General features: G+C 74.5%; 14 protein-coding genes and 1 riboswitch. Of the genes, 10 read left to right on the top strand and 4 right to left on the bottom strand.

Annotated elements, in window-relative coordinates; genetic code table 11:
- The first annotated feature begins 15 nt into the window (after window positions 1–15).
- A complete protein-coding gene (locus BAW75_RS28170) occupies window positions 16–1,704 on the top strand; it encodes a ribonuclease J (RefSeq protein ID WP_104115534.1) in 1,689 nt (562 codons plus the stop codon).
- 174 nt (window positions 1,705–1,878) lie between these two features.
- A complete protein-coding gene (locus BAW75_RS28165) occupies window positions 1,879–3,429 on the top strand; it encodes a S1 family peptidase (protein WP_104115533.1) in 1,551 nt (516 codons plus the stop codon).
- 89 nt (window positions 3,430–3,518) lie between these two features.
- Here the strand turns inward: BAW75_RS28165 and BAW75_RS28160 are convergent, their stop codons facing one another.
- Complete coding sequence (locus tag BAW75_RS28160; protein ID WP_104115532.1) at window positions 3,519–5,165, bottom strand: type III secretion system chaperone family protein; 1,647 nt, start codon at window positions 5,163–5,165, stop codon at window positions 3,519–3,521.
- Window positions 5,162–5,641, bottom strand: coding sequence for a type III secretion system chaperone family protein (locus BAW75_RS28155; RefSeq protein WP_043325784.1), 480 nt, complete (start codon window positions 5,639–5,641; stop codon window positions 5,162–5,164). The genes BAW75_RS28160 and BAW75_RS28155 overlap by 4 nt, the downstream gene beginning before the upstream one ends.
- A gap of 113 nt (window positions 5,642–5,754) precedes the next feature.
- Here BAW75_RS28155 and BAW75_RS28150 point away from each other — a divergent pair, with 113 nt between their 5' ends.
- Window positions 5,755–8,211: an FtsK/SpoIIIE family DNA translocase gene (locus BAW75_RS28150; protein WP_104115531.1), complete on the top strand. Its 2,457-nt coding sequence runs from the start codon at window positions 5,755–5,757 to the stop codon at window positions 8,209–8,211.
- A gap of 65 nt (window positions 8,212–8,276) precedes the next feature.
- Here the strand turns inward: BAW75_RS28150 and BAW75_RS28145 are convergent, their stop codons facing one another.
- Both BAW75_RS28145 and BAW75_RS28140 read right to left on the bottom strand, forming a co-directional pair.
- A complete protein-coding gene (locus BAW75_RS28145) occupies window positions 8,277–8,519 on the bottom strand; it encodes a hypothetical protein (protein WP_043325780.1) in 243 nt (80 codons plus the stop codon).
- 88 nt (window positions 8,520–8,607) lie between these two features.
- Complete coding sequence (locus BAW75_RS28140) at window positions 8,608–8,922, bottom strand: DMT family transporter (protein WP_043325778.1); 315 nt, start codon at window positions 8,920–8,922, stop codon at window positions 8,608–8,610.
- A gap of 57 nt (window positions 8,923–8,979) precedes the next feature.
- Window positions 8,980–9,045, bottom strand: a riboswitch (guanidine-III (ykkC-III) riboswitch).
- 96 nt (window positions 9,046–9,141) lie between these two features.
- Between BAW75_RS28140 and BAW75_RS28135 the strand changes: the two genes are divergently transcribed.
- The 7 genes from BAW75_RS28135 to pspM all read left to right on the top strand — a co-directional run bounded on the left by BAW75_RS28135 (window position 9,142) and on the right by pspM (window position 15,293).
- Window positions 9,142–10,065, top strand: coding sequence for an ornithine cyclodeaminase family protein (locus tag BAW75_RS28135; protein ID WP_208635328.1), 924 nt, complete (start codon window positions 9,142–9,144; stop codon window positions 10,063–10,065).
- Between the two features lie 50 nt (window positions 10,066–10,115).
- Window positions 10,116–11,618, top strand: a complete 1,503-nt coding sequence (rimO, locus tag BAW75_RS28130) for a 30S ribosomal protein S12 methylthiotransferase RimO (RefSeq protein ID WP_043325775.1) — start codon at window positions 10,116–10,118, stop codon at window positions 11,616–11,618.
- Window positions 11,619–11,665: 47 nt separating this feature from the next.
- Window positions 11,666–12,247 carry a CDP-diacylglycerol--glycerol-3-phosphate 3-phosphatidyltransferase gene (gene pgsA / locus BAW75_RS28125; protein WP_187693674.1) on the top strand — a complete coding sequence of 194 codons (582 nt, stop codon included), beginning with the start codon at window positions 11,666–11,668 and terminating at the stop codon, window positions 12,245–12,247.
- A gap of 71 nt (window positions 12,248–12,318) precedes the next feature.
- Window positions 12,319–12,864: a CinA family protein gene (locus BAW75_RS28120; RefSeq protein ID WP_104115529.1), complete on the top strand. Its 546-nt coding sequence runs from the start codon at window positions 12,319–12,321 to the stop codon at window positions 12,862–12,864.
- A gap of 210 nt (window positions 12,865–13,074) precedes the next feature.
- Window positions 13,075–13,524: a helix-turn-helix domain-containing protein gene (locus BAW75_RS28115; RefSeq protein ID WP_030503386.1), complete on the top strand. Its 450-nt coding sequence runs from the start codon at window positions 13,075–13,077 to the stop codon at window positions 13,522–13,524.
- A 127-nt stretch (window positions 13,525–13,651) separates the two neighbouring features.
- Window positions 13,652–14,503, top strand: a complete 852-nt coding sequence (locus BAW75_RS28110; RefSeq protein WP_030503385.1) for a PspA/IM30 family protein — start codon at window positions 13,652–13,654, stop codon at window positions 14,501–14,503.
- Between the two features lie 16 nt (window positions 14,504–14,519).
- The gene (gene pspM, locus BAW75_RS28105; protein WP_104115528.1) at window positions 14,520–15,293 is read left to right on the top strand and encodes a phage shock envelope stress response protein PspM; all 774 of its coding nucleotides are present in this window, start codon (window positions 14,520–14,522) and stop codon (window positions 15,291–15,293) included.
- Window position 15,294: the final 1 nt, after the last annotated feature.

Raw genomic sequence — 15,294 nt, 5'->3', positions numbered from 1 at the left:
AGAATGAGGTGACGTGTGACCGAGGCGCACATCGAGGGTGAGCTGCCCCCGCCGCTGCCCGAGGGCGGCCTGCGGATCATCCCGCTCGGCGGACTCGGCGCCATCGGCCGGAACATGACCGTCTTCGAGTACGACGGCAAGCTGCTCGTCGTCGACTGCGGGGTGCTGTTCCCCGACGTCGAGCAGCCGGGCGTGGACCTGATCCTGCCCGACTTCGGCCCGATCCTGGACCGGCTGGCCGACGTGCAGGCGATCGTGCTCACACACGGTCACGAGGACCACATCGGCGCGGTGCCGTACCTGCTCGCGCACAAGCCGGACATCCCGCTCGTCGGCTCCCAGTTCACGCTCGCGCTGGTCGAGGCGAAACTGGCCGAGCGGCGGATCCAGCCGTACACGCTGACCGTGCGGGAGGGCGGCCGGGAACGGCTGGGCCCGTTCGAGTGCGAGTTCTTCGCGGTGAACCACTCGATCCCGGACGCGCTGGCGGTGGCCATCCGTACGCCCGCCGGCCTGGTGCTGCACACCGGCGACTTCAAGATGGATCAGCTTCCGCTGGACGGGCGGATCACCGACCTGGCCGGGTTCGCCCGGCTCGGCGCCGAGGGCGTCGACCTGCTGCTGTCCGACTCGACGAACGCGGAGATCCCCGGCTTCGTCACGCCGGAGAAGGAGATCGGCCCGGTCCTCGACTCGATCTTCGCGAAGGCCAAGGGGCGGATCATCGTCGCCTCGTTCGCCTCGCACGTGCACCGGGTGCAGCAGGTCTTCGACTCGGCGGTCGAGCACGGCCGCAAGGTGGCGCTGATCGGCCGGTCCATGGTCCGCAACATGGGCATCGCCCGCGACCTGGGCCTGCTGAACATCCCGCCCGGCCTGGTGGTCGGGATCGAGGAGGCCACGAACCTGCCGCCCGAGCAGATCGTGCTGATGTCCACCGGTTCGCAGGGCGAGCCGATGAGCGCGCTGGGCCGGATGGCCAGCGGCGACCACCGGCACATCACCATCGCGCCCGGCGACACCGTGGTGCTGGCGTCCTCGCTGGTGCCCGGTAACGAGACCTCGGTCTACCGGGTGATCAACCGGCTGGCCCGCGCCGGCGCCGTGGTGGTGCACAAGGACGTGGCGAAGGTGCACGTCTCCGGCCACGCCCCGGCCGGCGAGCTGCTCTACCTGCTCAACGTCGTCCGCCCGAGCAACCTGATGCCGGTGCACGGCGAGTGGCGGCACCTGCGGGCACACGCCCGGCTCGGCATCGAGTCCGGCGTCGCGCCGGACCGGGTCGTGCTCTGCGAGGACGGCGACGTGGTCGACCTGGTCGAGGGCCGCGCGAGCCTGGTCGGCCGGGTCAAGAGCCGGTACGTCTACGTCGACGGCCTCGCCGTCGGCGACGTCAGCGAATCGCTGCTCACCGAGCGGCGGATCCTCGGCGACGGCGGTTTCATCGCCGCGACCGTGGTGGTCGACTCGGTCACCGGCAAGGTGGTCGCCGGGCCGACCGTCTCGGCGAAGGGCTTCTCCGAGGACCCGGCCGCGTTCAACGCGGTGGTTCCGCTGGTCACCGAGGCGCTGAACCGGGCCGCCGCGGACGGCATCACCGACCCGCACCAGCTCCAGCAGATCGTCCGCCGCACCGTCGGACGCTGGGTCAACGACGCGTACCGCCGTCGGCCGATGATCGTCCCGACCGTCGTCGAGGTCTGACCCGACCGCGCCGCGCGCCGGTCCACCGTCCACGGTGGGCCGGCGCCGTCGCTTTCCGGGTACGTCCCGACACGCCGCGTCGAAACCCTCCGGTAACCCTCATCCGATCGGCGTCCGTCTCCGTACTCCGGGACGGCCGGCGTGCCCCTGCGCCGGCCGGGAGGAGCGTGGCGGATGGACCGCAGACGGATGACAGCCATCGGCGTACTGGTGGCGGCGGCCGGGTTGACGGCGGCGGTGACCGTACCGTCGTTCGCCGGCGAGGAACCCCGGCGGGCCGCGCCGGCCACCGACGGCGTCGCCCCGGAGGTCCTGGACGCAATGGGCCGCGACCTCTCGCTCACCCGCGACCAGGCGGTGAAGCGGCTGCGCACCGAGCGGTGGGCGGCCGGCACCGTCACCCGGTTGCGTGCCGAACTCGGCGCCGGGTACGGGGGCAGCTGGCTCAGCGCGGACGGCGCGACGCTCACCGTGGCGGTGGCCGACGCGGCCGGCGAGGCGCGGGTCAAGGCGGCCGGCGCGGTCCCGAAGCGGGTCGCCCGGGGCGTCGCCGAGCTGGAGGCGGTGAAGTCCCGGCTCGACGCGGCGGGCGGCGCGGCCAGCCCGGACATCGCCGGCTGGTACGTCGACGTGACCGACAACACGGTGGTGGTGGTCGCCCGTCCGGGCGCGGAGGCCGACGGCCGCCGGTTCGCCGCCACCGCGGGGTCGAAGACCGCGATGGTCCGGGTACGCACCGCCGACGAGGCCCCGCGCCCGCTATTCGACGTGCGGGGCGGCGACGCCTTCTTCATCAACAACGCCGGCCGCTGCTCGGTCGGCTTCTCGGTGGTGGGCGGATTCGTCACCGCCGGGCACTGCGGCCGGCCGGGGGACCGCACCACCGGATCCAACCGGGTCGCCCAGGGCACGTTCGCGGCCTCCTCGTTCCCCGGCGACGACTGGGCGTTCGTGCGGGTGAACGGCGACTGGACGCCGCAGGGCGTGGTGACCGACTTCAGCGACGGCCGCACGGTGGCGGTCAACGGCTCCACCGAGGCGTCGGTCGGGGCCTCGATCTGCCGGTCCGGCTCCACCACCGGCACCCGCTGCGGCCTGGTCCAGGCCAAGAACGCCACTGTCAACTATCCGGAGGGGACTGTCACCGGGCTGACCCGGACGAACGTCTGCGCCGAGCCGGGCGACTCCGGCGGCGCGTGGCTCTCCGGCGACCAGGCGCAGGGCGTCACCTCCGGCGGCTCCGGCGACTGCACCCGGGGCGGGGTCACGTTCTTCCAGCCGGTCAACGAGATCCTCCAGCGCAACAACCTCACGCTCGTCACCGCCGGTGGCCAGCCGGCCCCGACGCAGCCGCCCGCCGGTGGCGGGGAGACCGCCCCGCCGGCGACCGTCCCGCCGACCCCGCCGGCCGGTGACACCGAGTGCGCCGGCCAGGTGAGCCGGAGCGGCCGGATCGCCGCCGGGCGGGTCCAGGTGCAGCCGGACGGGCGCTTCTTCCGGGTGCCCGGCGGCACCCAGGAGGCGTGCCTGGCCGCGCCGGACGGCGTCCGGGTGACGCTGGAGCTGCAACGCTTCACCAACGGCGCGTTCCGTACCGTCGCCCGCGCCACCAGCGCCGACGGTGTGGCCCGGCTGACCGTCGAGGGCCCGGCCGGCGCCTACCGGTACCGGGTGACCGGACTGTCCGGCTCCGGCGAGTACACGCTGGCGTTCTCCGCCCGCTGACCGCCGCATCGGAATCGCGGCCCCCGACCACCATCGCCTTGTGGTCGGGGGCCGCGCCGCGTAGCGGGCCGGCCGGTCGGCTCGGCGGCTCAGGCCAGGGCGGCGACCGCTTCGGCGTACGCCGCGCCGGTGCGTACCGCCGCGGCCACCAGCACCTCCAGCTGCGCCGGGGCGACCCCGCAGGACAGGTCCGTGGAGACGCCGGCGGCCAGCACCAGCGTCCCGTCGCCGGGCTCGTGCACGTAGGCGGCGGGCAGCAGCCGGTCGTGGTTCCAGGCGTTGCAGAAGGCGTACGCCTCGGCGCGCCGCTCGGCCGGCAGCCGCCGCTGCGCCACCACGCGGGCGTGCAGCACGTCGCCGTGGCGGCCGAGCAGGCGGAACTGGATCGTGGCCTCGCCCCACCGGCCGACGAGTGTACCGTCCGGCTCAGGCGTGTACGGCTCGCCCCGGGCGTCGAGCGCGGCGGCGAGCATCGCCGCGTCCAGCGGGGCGGGCTCCTCCGGGCCGGGCGGGCCGGGCTCGGCCGGGTCCGATTCCGGCTCCTCGTCGAACTCGCTCTCGGCGGCCAGCGACACCGGCGCGGCGAGCGGCCGCTCGGCCAGCCACGAGGCGATCCGGCCGGACTGGTGCCCGGTGCCGTTGCGGGCGTCGAAGCTGCCGGCGAGCGCCGTGGCCAGCGCCTGGAGCTGCGCCCCGAGTGTCGCCACGTCCACCTCGGCGGCCGGCCGGGAACCGTGCCCGGGGCGGTGGATCCGCCGCCCGCCGAGCCCCGCCTCGGCGGCCAGCCCGCAGAGCAGCGCGCCGGCCGCGGCGAACTCCATCGCGGACAGGTCGTCGGCCGGGCGGTCCAGCCGGGGCAGCTGCTCGGTCAGCACCTCCAGCCCGCGATGCAGGTAGCCGCCCAGCGCGCAGAAGCGCAGGTGCGCGGCGAGCAGCGGAAACGCGGCCCGTTCCCGGCGGTGCCGGCGGTACGCGCGTACGTGCGCCCGGGCCGCCTCGGTCACCGCGCCGGTGCGCAGCCACGGCAGCAGTCCCACGGTGAGCGCCCGTTCGGGCTGGTCGGTGCAGGTCGTCGCCACTGTCGTGGCGGTCTGCCGCTCGGCCCGCCGGGTCGGTGGCCCCTGCGGCTCGACCCAGCCGGTCAGCGCCGGCGCCAGCGCGGCCAGCGCCGCCTCCGGCTCACCCCAGCCGGCCAGCAGGTCGGCCCGCCGCGCCGGGGCGCACCCCGCACAGCCACCCACCGGGTCCGTCGCGTCGGCGGCCGACCAGCGTTCGTACGCCCGCCGGGCCGCCGGCTCGTCGCCGAGGTGGTCGGCGACGCGGCAGCGCAGCTCCGCGACCGGCGCGGCGTCCTCGCCCAGCTCCCCGGCGAGCGTGTCCAACAGGGACCGGGCCTGATCCAGGCCCACCCGGGGCGTGCCGAACAGCGCCTCCACCGCCTGCCGCTGGTGCCGGCGCAGCCGGGTCAGCTCGTCGGGCCGGGCGTCCAGCAGCCCGGGGTGCCGGGCCACCGTCTCCCGCATCCGCCGCACCGGCTCCACCGCGCGCCACCGCTCACCCAGGTGCAGGTACGCCTCGACCAGCGCGAACCGCGCCGACAGGGCGGTACGCGGGTCACCGGTGGCGTCCGCGCGGGAGGCGATCCGCTCCAGCTCGGCGCAGCGCTCCTCGCCGTCGGGCCGGTCCCGGGCGTCGGCGAGCGCGGCGGCCAGCCCCCGGTCGCGTGCCGTGGTCATCGGAGCGTCCCGCCGGTCAGCTCGGCGACGGCGGCGGCCAGCTGACAGCCGGTGGTGACACCGCAGTCGACCAGCCGGTCGAGCTGGTGCGGTGTGACGCCGCGCTCCAGGTCGGTGGTGACCTCGCCGCAGATCTGGGCCGACCCGTCGTCGGCCACGTGCACGTACGCCTTGGGCCAGAGCCGGTCGTGGTTCCACCTGTTGCAGAAGGCGTGCAGCTCGGGCACGTGCTCGATGCCGAAGTGCGGCGCGACGACGGTGCGTACCTGGAGCAGCTCACCTGCCGCGCCCCGGCGGTGGAACCAGATCAGGTTCCGTTCCCAGCGGCCCACGAGCGCGCCGTCGGGCTCCTCGACCACCGCGTACCCCCGGTGGGCCAGCACGGCGGCGATCAGCTCGCCGGTCAGCGGGCGCAGCGCCTGGGGGTGTCCGGTCAGCGGACCGTCCGGACCGTCCTCGATCTCCGGCGACGCCATCGGGCATCCCTTCTGAGGCGAATAACACAAACGACGGTCCGACCCGTGCTGCGACGCGCGGACACGACCCGGAAAAGCGGCGTTCCACCGGGTGCCGCCGTTACCGTGACTCTATGGCGGGCCGTACCTCTCAGGCGAGCCGGCGGCGCGGCGCGTCGCCGCGTGGCACCACGAACAACCGCGCCCGGCAACCGGCGAAGAAGGCGGCGGCGCGGAAACCGGCGCGGCGGCCGGCGCGCCGCGGGCCGGCCCCGGCCGCGTTCGTCGGCCGTGCCGCGGGCGCCGTCTGGATGGGACTGGCCCACACGGTGGGCTGGGCGTTCCGGGCCGCCGGCCGGCAGGCCGCGTCCACCCGGGAGCTGGATCCGGAGCACCGCCGCGACGGCGCCGGGCTGCTGCTGTTCGGCCTGGCCATCCTCAGCGCGGTGGGCATCTGGGGCGGCGGCGCCGGGCCGGTGGGCCGGCACCTGGCCGACACCGTACGGCTGTTCATCGGCGCCATCTCGATAATCCTTCCGGTGCTGTTCATGGTCGGCGCGTGGCGGCTGATGCGGAGCCCGGCCGACCCCGAGCACCGCGGTCGCGGCCTGGTCGGCTGGGGCTCGATGATGCTGGCGACCGCCTCGATGCTGCACATCGGGCAGAACCCGGTCGACGAGGTCCAGCGCGACTACGCCGGCGGCCTGATCGGCGCGGGCGTGGGCGACGTGCTGAAGTCGGCGGTGACCGCGTGGGTGGCGATGCCGCTGCTGCTCCTGCTGCTGGTGTTCGGCCTGCTCGTGGTCACCGCGACCCCGATCAACAAGATCCCGGAGCGGCTCGGCCTGCGCGCCGACCCGGCTGCGCCCGAGGACGATGAGGAGGAAGCCGAGGCCGAGGCGGCGGCGAAGCCGGCCCGTAAGCGGCCGGCGAAGCGGATGCCGTCGCCGCTGGAGCCGCTGGACCCGGACGACGAACTGGCCGGCGTCGACCTCCAGGAGACGCTCGTGCTGCCGCGCAAGCCGCCGCGGGTGCCGGCGAACCGCAAGCCGGTCGAGCCGCCGGAGCACTCGCCGCTGCCCACCCGCGCCGAGCAGCTCGCGCTCACCGGGCTGGCCGGCGACTACACGCTGCCGCCGGCGAACCTGCTCGGCACCGGCGCCAAGCCGAAGAGCCGGAGCAAGGCCAACGACGAGGTGATCGCCGCGCTGACCGGCGTCTTCGAGCAGTTCGACGTGGACGCCGCGGTCACCGGGTTCACCCGCGGCCCGACGGTCACCCGGTACGAGGTGGAGCTGGGCCCGGGCGTCAAGGTCGAGCGGATCACCCAGCTGTCCCGCAACATCGCGTACGCGGTGAAGTCGCCGGACGTGCGCATCCTCAGCCCGATCCCGGGCAAGAGCGCGGTCGGCGTGGAGATCCCGAACACCGACCCGGAGAACGTGTCGCTCGGCGACGTGTTGCGTTCCCGCGAGGCGACCAGCGACCACCACCCGATGGTGGTGGCGCTCGGCAAGGACATCGAGGGCGGCTACGTGGTGGCCAACCTCGCGAAGATGCCGCACATCCTGATCGCGGGCGCCACCGGCGCGGGCAAGTCGAGTTGCCTCAACAGTCTGCTTGTGTCCATTTTGACCCGGGCCACGCCGGACGAGGTGCGGCTGCTGCTGATCGACCCGAAGCGCGTCGAGATGACCGGCTACGAGGGCATCCCGCACCTGGTCACGCCGATCGTGACCAACCCGAAGAAGGCGGCCGACTCGCTGGAGTGGGTCGTCCGCGAGATGGACATGCGTTACGACGACCTCGCCGCCAACGGGGTCCGGCACATCGACGACTTCAACCGCAAGGTGCGCAACGGCGAGATCAAGGCGCCGCCGGGCAGCGAGCGGGAGATGCGGCCGTACCCGTACCTGCTGGTGATCGTGGACGAGCTGGCCGACCTGATGATGGTCGCGCCGCGCGACGTGGAGGACTCCATCGTCCGGATCACCCAGCTCGCCCGGGCCGCCGGCATCCACCTGGTGCTGGCCACCCAGCGGCCCTCGGTGGACGTGGTCACCGGCCTGATCAAGGCGAACGTGCCGTCCCGGCTCGCGTTCGCCACCTCCTCGCTCGCCGACTCGCGGGTCATCCTGGACCAGCCCGGCGCGGAGAAGCTGCTGGGCCGCGGCGACGGCCTGTTCCTGCCGATGGGCGCGTCGAAGCCGCAGCGCATCCAGGGCGCCTGGGTCACCGAGCGCGAGATCGCCGACGTGGTGAAGTTCTGCAAGGACCAGCGGGAGCCGGAGTTCCGTCCGGACGTGCTCACCCCGGCGCAGGACAGCAAGAAGAAGATCGACGAGGACATCGGCGACGACCTGGACCTGCTCGTGCAGGCGGTCGAGCTGGTGGTCACCTCGCAGTTCGGGTCGACCTCGATGCTCCAGCGCAAGCTGCGTGTCGGTTTCGCCAAGGCGGGCCGGTTGATGGACCTGATGGAGACCCGCGGCGTGGTCGGGCCGTCCGAGGGCTCCAAGGCCCGCGACGTGCTGGTCAAGCCGGACGAGCTGGAGGAGGTCCTGGCCGGCCTGCGCGGCGGCGAGGACTGACGTCCCACGACGGACGACGGCGGCCCCCACCGTCAGGTGGGAGCCGCCGTCGGCGGTTTTCCGGCTCAGTTGAGCAGCGCGGCGACGAGCACGGCGCCGATGATCGCGCCGACCACGCTCGCGGCGGCGGCGTACCAGCCCAGCGGCTTGTCGCCGAGGACGGCGCCGACGATGCCGAGGATCAGGCCGAGGACGCCGAAGATCAGCGGGGACAGGAAGATCGCGAGAGCCGCGAAGACGAACGCGATGATCGTGCAGATCCGGGCGGCGTTGGTACGCGGACGGGCGCTGGCGTGGATGTCGGCCATGGGGTTCCTCCGTGAGTGATCTCGCTACCGGTCAACGAAAGATCCGGTACCCCGGCCGCCGCGTCGTCCAAACCGGATGCGGCATCGATCAGGCGAACAACTTCAATCCGATCACGCCGGCGACCACCAGCAGCAGGCAGGCCACGCGCGGCAGGTTGACCGGCTCGCCGAGCGCGAGCATGCCCACCAGCGCGGTGCCCACCGCGCCGATGCCGACCCACACCGCGTAGCCGGTGCCGACCGGGATGTCGCGCAGCGCGTACGCCAGGCCGGCCATGCTGCCGACGAGCGTGACGCCGAAGACGGCGGAGGGGAGGGGACGGGTGAAGCCGGCGCTGCGATCGAGCGCGATCGCCCACGCGGTCTCCAGGAGTCCGGAGAGCACCAGTACGAGCCAGGCCATGAGATCACCTCTGACGGGCGGGCCCGGCGTGGAGCGGGCCGGGCGACGGTCGGGTCACGCGGGGCGTCTTGGCCTGACCGGGTACGCCCACCACTCGTCCGGGACGGCCCGCGGGCCGTCGTGGCCGACGGTAGCACCGGCCGGGCGGAACGGGCGGCGGGGTGAGAAAGCCCACCATGGGTGGAGTTGACGTCAACTTCAGGTTGCACGATGGAAGGCATGACCGTGCTCTTCTCCGACGACGACGTCGCGGCCGCCGTGGACGCCCCGCTCACCGTCGCGGCCATGCGGGACGCGCTGCTGGCCGCATACGCCGGGCGGCTCATCGCCCCGCCCCGGGCGTCCGCGCCGCTGGGCGGGGGCCGGATGGTGCTCACCGCCGGTCACCTCACCGGGCAGTGGTACGGCTTCCGCTCGTACGACACGTTCGGCCACCCGGAGAGCGGTCAACTGGTCGTGCTGCACGACGCGACCACCGGCGCCGTACGCGCCATCGCCGTCGGCGAGGAGCTGGGCTCGCGGCGTACCGGAGGACTCGGTGGCGTGGCGGTGGACGCCCTGGCCCGCGCGGACGCCGCCACGCTCGGCGTGGTGGGCTCCGGCCGGCAGGCGTGGACCCAGGTCTGGGCCGCCGCGGCGGTCCGGCCGCTGCGCGAGGTGACGGTGCACAGCCGCTCCGCCGCCCGGCGGGAGGCGTTCGCCGCCCGGGTCCGCGCCGAGCTGGGCGTGCCGGCCCGCGCCGTCGGCTCGGCCGCCGACGCGGTGCGCGACCGCGACGTGGTGGTGCTCGCCACCACCAGCACCGTCCCGGTGATCGACGCCGCCGACCTGGCCCCCGGCACGCACGTCAACACCGTCGGCTTCAAGCAGACCGACCGGCACGAGTTCGGCCCCGACCTGCTCGACGCCGCCGACCTGCTGGTCACCGACTCGCCCGGGCAGGCCGCCGCGTACGTGCCGCCGATGCTCGCCGCCGTCGAGCCGTACGCCGGTCGGTTGCGCGACCTGGGCGCGGTGCTGGCCGGGGCGGTCCCCGGCCGGACCGGCGCGGACCAGATCTCGGTCTTCTGCTCCACCGGCCTGGCCGGTACGGAGGTGTTCCTGCTCGACCGGCTGGCCCGCGTGGCCGCTCCCGCCCGCTGAGCGTGCCGGACGGGCGGCGTGGCGGTGCGGAACCGGCCCGGTACCCTCGGATGGTGTCTGCCACCTCCTCCACCCCGCAATCCGACGGGCGCCGGGTCGCCCTGCTGACCCTCGGCTGCGCCCGCAACGAGGTCGACTCGGAGGAGCTGGCCGCCCGGCTGCACGCCGACGGATGGCAGGTCACCACCGACGGCGAGGGCGCCGACGTGGTGGTGGTGAACACCTGCGGCTTCGTCGAGAAGGCCAAGCAGGACTCGATCCAGACGCTGCTGGCCGCCGCCGACACCGGCGCGAAGGTCGTCGCCGCCGGGTGCATGGCCGAGCGGTACGGCCGTGAGCTTGCCGACAGCCTCCCCGAGGCGCAGGCCGTGCTCAGCTTCGACGACTACCCGGACATCGCCGCCCGCCTCGACTCGGTGCTCGCCGGCGAGGCGATCGGCGCGCACACCCCCCGCGACCGGCGGGAGCTGCTGCCGCTGACCCCGGTGAAGCGCCGCGACGCGGCGGTGTCGCTGCCCGGGCACGGCACCCCGGCCCGGGTCGCGCCGGAGACCGACGCGCACACCCCGGCCCACCTGCGGCAGGTGTTGCGGCACCGGCTCGACACCGGCCCGGTGGCCTCGCTGAAGCTCGCCAGCGGCTGCGACCGGCGCTGCGCGTTCTGCGCCATCCCGGCGTTCCGCGGGGCGTTCGTCTCGCGTACCCCGGACGAGCTGCTCGCCGAGGCCGAGTGGCTGGCCAAGACCGGCGTCCGCGAGCTGGTGCTGGTCAGCGAGAACTCCACCTCGTACGGCAAGGACCTGGGCGACCCGCGCGCGCTGGAGAAGCTGCTGCCGCAGCTCGCCGCGATCGACGGCATCGTGCGGGTCCGCGCCAGCTACCTCCAGCCCGCCGAGACCCGGCCCGGCCTGGTCGAGGTGATCGCCACCACGCCCGGCGTGGCCGCGTACTTCGACCTGTCGTTCCAGCACTCCAGCGAGCCGGTGCTGCGCCGGATGCGGCGCTTCGGCTCCACCGACCGGTTCCTGGAGCTGCTCGCCTCCGCCCGCGCGCTGGCGCCGGACGCGGGCGCGCGCAGCAACTTCATCGTCGGCTTCCCCGGCGAGACGAAGCAGGACGTGGCCGAGCTGGTCCGGTTCCTGACCGAGGCGCGGCTGGACGCGATCGGCATGTTCGACTACAGCGACGAGGATGGCACCGAGGCCGCCGGCCTGGCCGGCAAGGTCTCCGCCGCCACGATCAAGCGGCGGTACGACAAGCTCAGCGCGCTGGCCGACGAACTCTGCTCGCAGCGCGCCGAGGAGCGCCTCGGCGCGACGGTGGAGGTGCTTGTGGACTCGGTCGCCGACGGCGTGGTGGAGGGGCGGGCCGCCCACCAGGCGCCCGAGGTCGACGGCTCGACCACGCTCGTCGCGCCGGTCGGCGGCGGCGTCGACCTGGCCGCGTTGCGCCCCGGTGACCTGGTCCGGGCCACCGTCACCGCCACCGAGGGCGTGGACCTCGTCGCCGTACCGGATGAGATGATCTCGGCGGCGCCCGGCGCGGTACGGTGACGGCGGGCCCGGACGGAGCGGGGAAGCCACGTGGGGCGATGCGGGACATGACGGGAGCGGAGTCGACGGCGGCCGCCCCCGTACCGCTGCTCAACGCGGCGAATGTGCTGACCGGCGCGCGCCTGGTGCTGGTGCCCGTCTTCGCGGCCACCGTGGTCGCGTCCGCGATGACCCACGCGGGCTGGCGGATGGCCGCCTGCCTGATCTTCGTGGTGGCGTCGGCGACCGACCTGGTCGACGGCTGGATCGCCCGCCGGTTCGAGCTGGTCACCTCGCTGGGCAAGGTCGCCGACCCGATCGCCGACAAGGCGCTCACCGGCGCCGCGCTGGTGCTGCTCTCCGTCTACGACCGGCTGCCCTGGTGGGTGACTGTGGTGATCCTCGCCCGTGAGCTGGGCATCACCGGGCTGCGCTTCTGGGTGATCCGGCACGGCGTGATCGCGGCCAGCCGGGGCGGCAAGGTCAAGACGGCGCTGCAGATCCTGGCGATCACCTGGTACCTCTGGCCGATGCCGGAGGCGCTCGCCGCGATCGGTCCGTGGATCATGGGCGCGGCGGTGGTGGTCACCGTGGTCACCGGGTTCGACTACATCGCCCAGGCGTTGCGGCTGCGGCGTCCGGCCCGTTGACCCGGGCAGCCGGCTCGTCGCTCCGGGCGGCCGAAGAGTAAGCCGCCCTGGCGCGGGAAGAGAGGGCGGGCATGGACACCGACGAGAGACACCAGCGGCCCGCCGGCAACCCGGCGGCCTCCGTCGTGCACCGCCTGCACGAGTGCGGCCAGACGCTGGCCACCGTCGAGTCGCTGACCGGCGGGCTGCTCGCCGCGGCGGTCGTGGAGATCGCCGGGGTCAGCTCGATCTACCGGGGCGGCATGGTGGTCTACGCCACCGAACTCAAGGCGACGCTCGCCGGCGTACCGGAGGACCTGCTGGCCGAGCGCGGCCCGGTCGATCCCGACGTGGCCGCCGCCCTGGCCGAGGGCGGACGGCAGCGGTGCGGCGCGGACTGGGGCCTGGCCACCACCGGCGTCGCCGGGCCGGAGCCGCAGGACGGCAAGCCGGTCGGCCTGGTCTACGTGGCGGTCGCCGGGCCGGACGGCACGCAGGTGCGCCGGCTCGACCTCGACGGCGGCCGCGACCACATCCGCTCGGCCGTGGTGATCGAGGCGCTGCGGCTGCTCGCCGACCGCATCCACCTCCCCGAGGACACTGACGCCGCCGAGGCGGCGGGGGCCGGCCGCCGATGAGCCGGCCCGGCGCCGACACGCCCGGCCGCCGCCCCGCCGGCCGGCCGATCCGCACGGATTTTCAGAGGCGGGGTGGGATGTCGTCGTGGCAACCAACGGGTACGGTTGCGGGAAGGCTCCGACGGTCGCCGTCGGCGCCGGAGCGGTTTCCGCGTCCGGCGCCCGGCGCGGCTCGGCCGGGCATGGTGGTCCCGTCCAGGGGGAGGTGCGATGGTCCTGCTACGCCGGGTGATCGGTGACGCGCTGCGGACACGCAGGCAGGGGCAGCACCGCACCCTCCGCGAGGTGTCGTCCGCCGCCAACGTAAGCCTGGGCTACCTCTCCGAGATCGAACGCGGCCAGAAGGAACCCTCGAGCGAACTGCTGGCCGCCATCTGCGACGCGCTCGGCGCCCGCCTGTCGGAACTGCTGCGCGAGGTGAGCGACACCGTCGCCCTCGCCGAGCAGATGCCCGGCGTGCTGGTCCCGGTGGCCGACGAGCCGGTCGAACCGGCCGCGGTGGCCCCGCCCGCCGTGCGCAAGGCGACCAACCGCGGTGTCCGGCAGGTCACCTCCGACGGCGCGGTCGCCGTCCAGGTCCGGCAGGACTCGCCGCTCAAGGCCACGCTGCGCAGCACCCGGGTACGCCCCGCGGAGCGGGACGTGGTCTGCGCCGCCTGACCCCGGCTGTCGCGTCGTGGGCGGTGCTGGCGTCCGCGTCGTACTGTTGATCAGGAGCGTACGGGTGCCGGAGTGGCGTCCGGCTGGAACGATGTAGGCGCGACGCTACTGAGGGGACGAGGCGGAGATGGCTAACCCGTTCGTCAAGGGTTGGAAATACCTGATGGCGCTCTTCGGCGCGAAGATCGACGAGCACGCCGATCCGAAGGTGCAGATCCAGCAGGCCGTCGAGGAGGCGCAGCGCCAGCACCAGGCGCTGGTGCAGCAGGCGGCCGCGGTGATCGGCAACCAGCGCCAGCTGGAGATGAAGCTGTCCCGGCAGATGACCGAGGTGGAACAGCTCCAGGGCAACGCGCGGCAGGCGCTCGCAGTGGCCGACCAGGCCCGGGGCCGGGGCGACGAGGCCGAGGCCGGGCGCTACGAGCAGACCGCCCAGATGCTGGCCACCCAGCTGGTCTCCGCCGAGCAGGCCCTGGAGGACCTCAAGACGCTGCACGACCAGGCGCTCGGCGCGGCCGCCCAGGCCCGCAGGGCGGTCGAGAACAACTCGATGATCCTCCAGCAGAAGCTGGCCGAGCGCACCAAGCTGCTCAGCCAGCTGGAGCAGGCCAAGATGCAGGAGAGCGTGGCCCGCTCGCTGGAGTCGATGTCGTCGCTCACCGCACCCGCCAACACCCCGTCGCTCGACGAGGTCCGCGACCGGATCGAACGCCGCTACGCCACCGCCATGGGCCGCGCCGAGCTGGCCGGCAACTCGGTCGAGGGCCGGATGCTGGAGATCCAGAAGGCCACGCTCGACTCGGCCGGATCGGCGAGACTGGAACAGATCCGGTCGAGCATGGCCGGCGAGCAGCTCGGTGGCCGGCAGGAGACCCCCGCCGTCGGGCAGCCGGCCGACCCGGCCGCCGCCGCCCGGCTCGACGAGATCCGGGCCAGCATGAGCCGGGAACGCGGCACCGGGGAGAGCACGACCGGCTGACGGAGGGGCGAACACCATGGCCGACGAGCGGGCCCGATATTTCCGCAGGTTGCGCAGGCTGCGCAACTCGGCGCGACGGTGGAGCGTGCTGGCCGGCGGGCTCGGCGGCGCCGCGGCGGTGCTCACCCCGTACGCCGGACTGGGCCTGCCGGACGCGGCCTGGGCCGGTGCCGCGGGCAGCGCCATCGCGATCGCCGCCTGGCGCTGGGCCGACCACCGGGCGCTCGCAGCAGTGCCGGCGCCGCCCGCGCTCGACCCGGCGGAGGCCGCCGCCCGCTCCCGCGCCCGGCTGGTCGCCGCCGTCGAGCGGCTGCCCGTCGGGCCGGGTGTCCTGGCCGAGGTACGCCGGGTCCGCTCCCGCATGGCGCTGCGCGGCACCGCCGCGGCCGAGCCGTGGGCACGGCTGGACCGGGCCGCGCTCACCCTGGCCGGGCTCGCCGGACGGCTGACCGGGCTGGCCGAGCCGGCGGTCCGGGAGGCGGCCGAGGCCGATCGTTCGCTGCGTGAGCTGGCGAACCGGGTGGCGGGCGTGGAACGGGCGGCGAAGCTGACCCCGCAGAGCACGCTGGACGAGGTGCACGCCACGCTGGTGGCCCAGTTGCAGGACGGGGTGGCCGCGTACGAGCGGCTGGTGGTGGCCGCCGCCGGCTACGTCGCCGAGGACGCCCGTCCCGACACCGCGCACCCGGCCGCCGCGCGGCTGACCGAGGCCACCGACCTGCTGCACGGGGTGGCCTCGGCCCTGGCCGAACTCCGCACCCCCCTCCGAGCCCCCCAGCCCGGCCGCTGAC

Source organism: Micromonospora chalcea, assembly GCF_002926165.1.
Lineage (GTDB): Bacteria > Actinomycetota > Actinomycetes > Mycobacteriales > Micromonosporaceae > Micromonospora > Micromonospora chalcea.
This window is presented reverse-complemented; position numbering and strand designations above follow the sequence as displayed.

Bases quoted from the DNA above. Each gene is read 5' to 3' on its own strand.
- BAW75_RS28140 (WP_043325778.1), bottom strand. From the start codon at position 8,922: ATGGCCTGGCTCGTACTGGTGCTCTCCGGACTCCTGGAGACCGCGTGG.
- BAW75_RS28145 (WP_043325780.1), bottom strand. From the start codon at position 8,519: ATGGCCGACATCCACGCCAGCGCCCGTCCGCGTACCAACGCCGCCCGG.
- BAW75_RS28135 (WP_208635328.1), top strand. From the start codon at position 9,142: ATGACCGTGCTCTTCTCCGACGACGACGTCGCGGCCGCCGTGGACGCC.
- BAW75_RS28150 (WP_104115531.1), top strand. From the start codon at position 5,755: ATGGCGGGCCGTACCTCTCAGGCGAGCCGGCGGCGCGGCGCGTCGCCG.
- BAW75_RS28115 (WP_030503386.1), top strand. From the start codon at position 13,075: ATGGTCCTGCTACGCCGGGTGATCGGTGACGCGCTGCGGACACGCAGG.
- rimO (WP_043325775.1), top strand. From the start codon at position 10,116: ATGGTGTCTGCCACCTCCTCCACCCCGCAATCCGACGGGCGCCGGGTC.
- BAW75_RS28110 (WP_030503385.1), top strand. From the start codon at position 13,652: ATGGCTAACCCGTTCGTCAAGGGTTGGAAATACCTGATGGCGCTCTTC.
- pspM (WP_104115528.1), top strand. From the start codon at position 14,520: ATGGCCGACGAGCGGGCCCGATATTTCCGCAGGTTGCGCAGGCTGCGC.
- BAW75_RS28165 (WP_104115533.1), top strand. From the start codon at position 1,879: ATGGACCGCAGACGGATGACAGCCATCGGCGTACTGGTGGCGGCGGCC.
- BAW75_RS28160 (WP_104115532.1), bottom strand. From the start codon at position 5,165: ATGACCACGGCACGCGACCGGGGGCTGGCCGCCGCGCTCGCCGACGCC.
- pgsA (WP_187693674.1), top strand. From the start codon at position 11,666: ATGACGGGAGCGGAGTCGACGGCGGCCGCCCCCGTACCGCTGCTCAAC.
- BAW75_RS28155 (WP_043325784.1), bottom strand. From the start codon at position 5,641: ATGGCGTCGCCGGAGATCGAGGACGGTCCGGACGGTCCGCTGACCGGA.
- BAW75_RS28120 (WP_104115529.1), top strand. From the start codon at position 12,319: ATGGACACCGACGAGAGACACCAGCGGCCCGCCGGCAACCCGGCGGCC.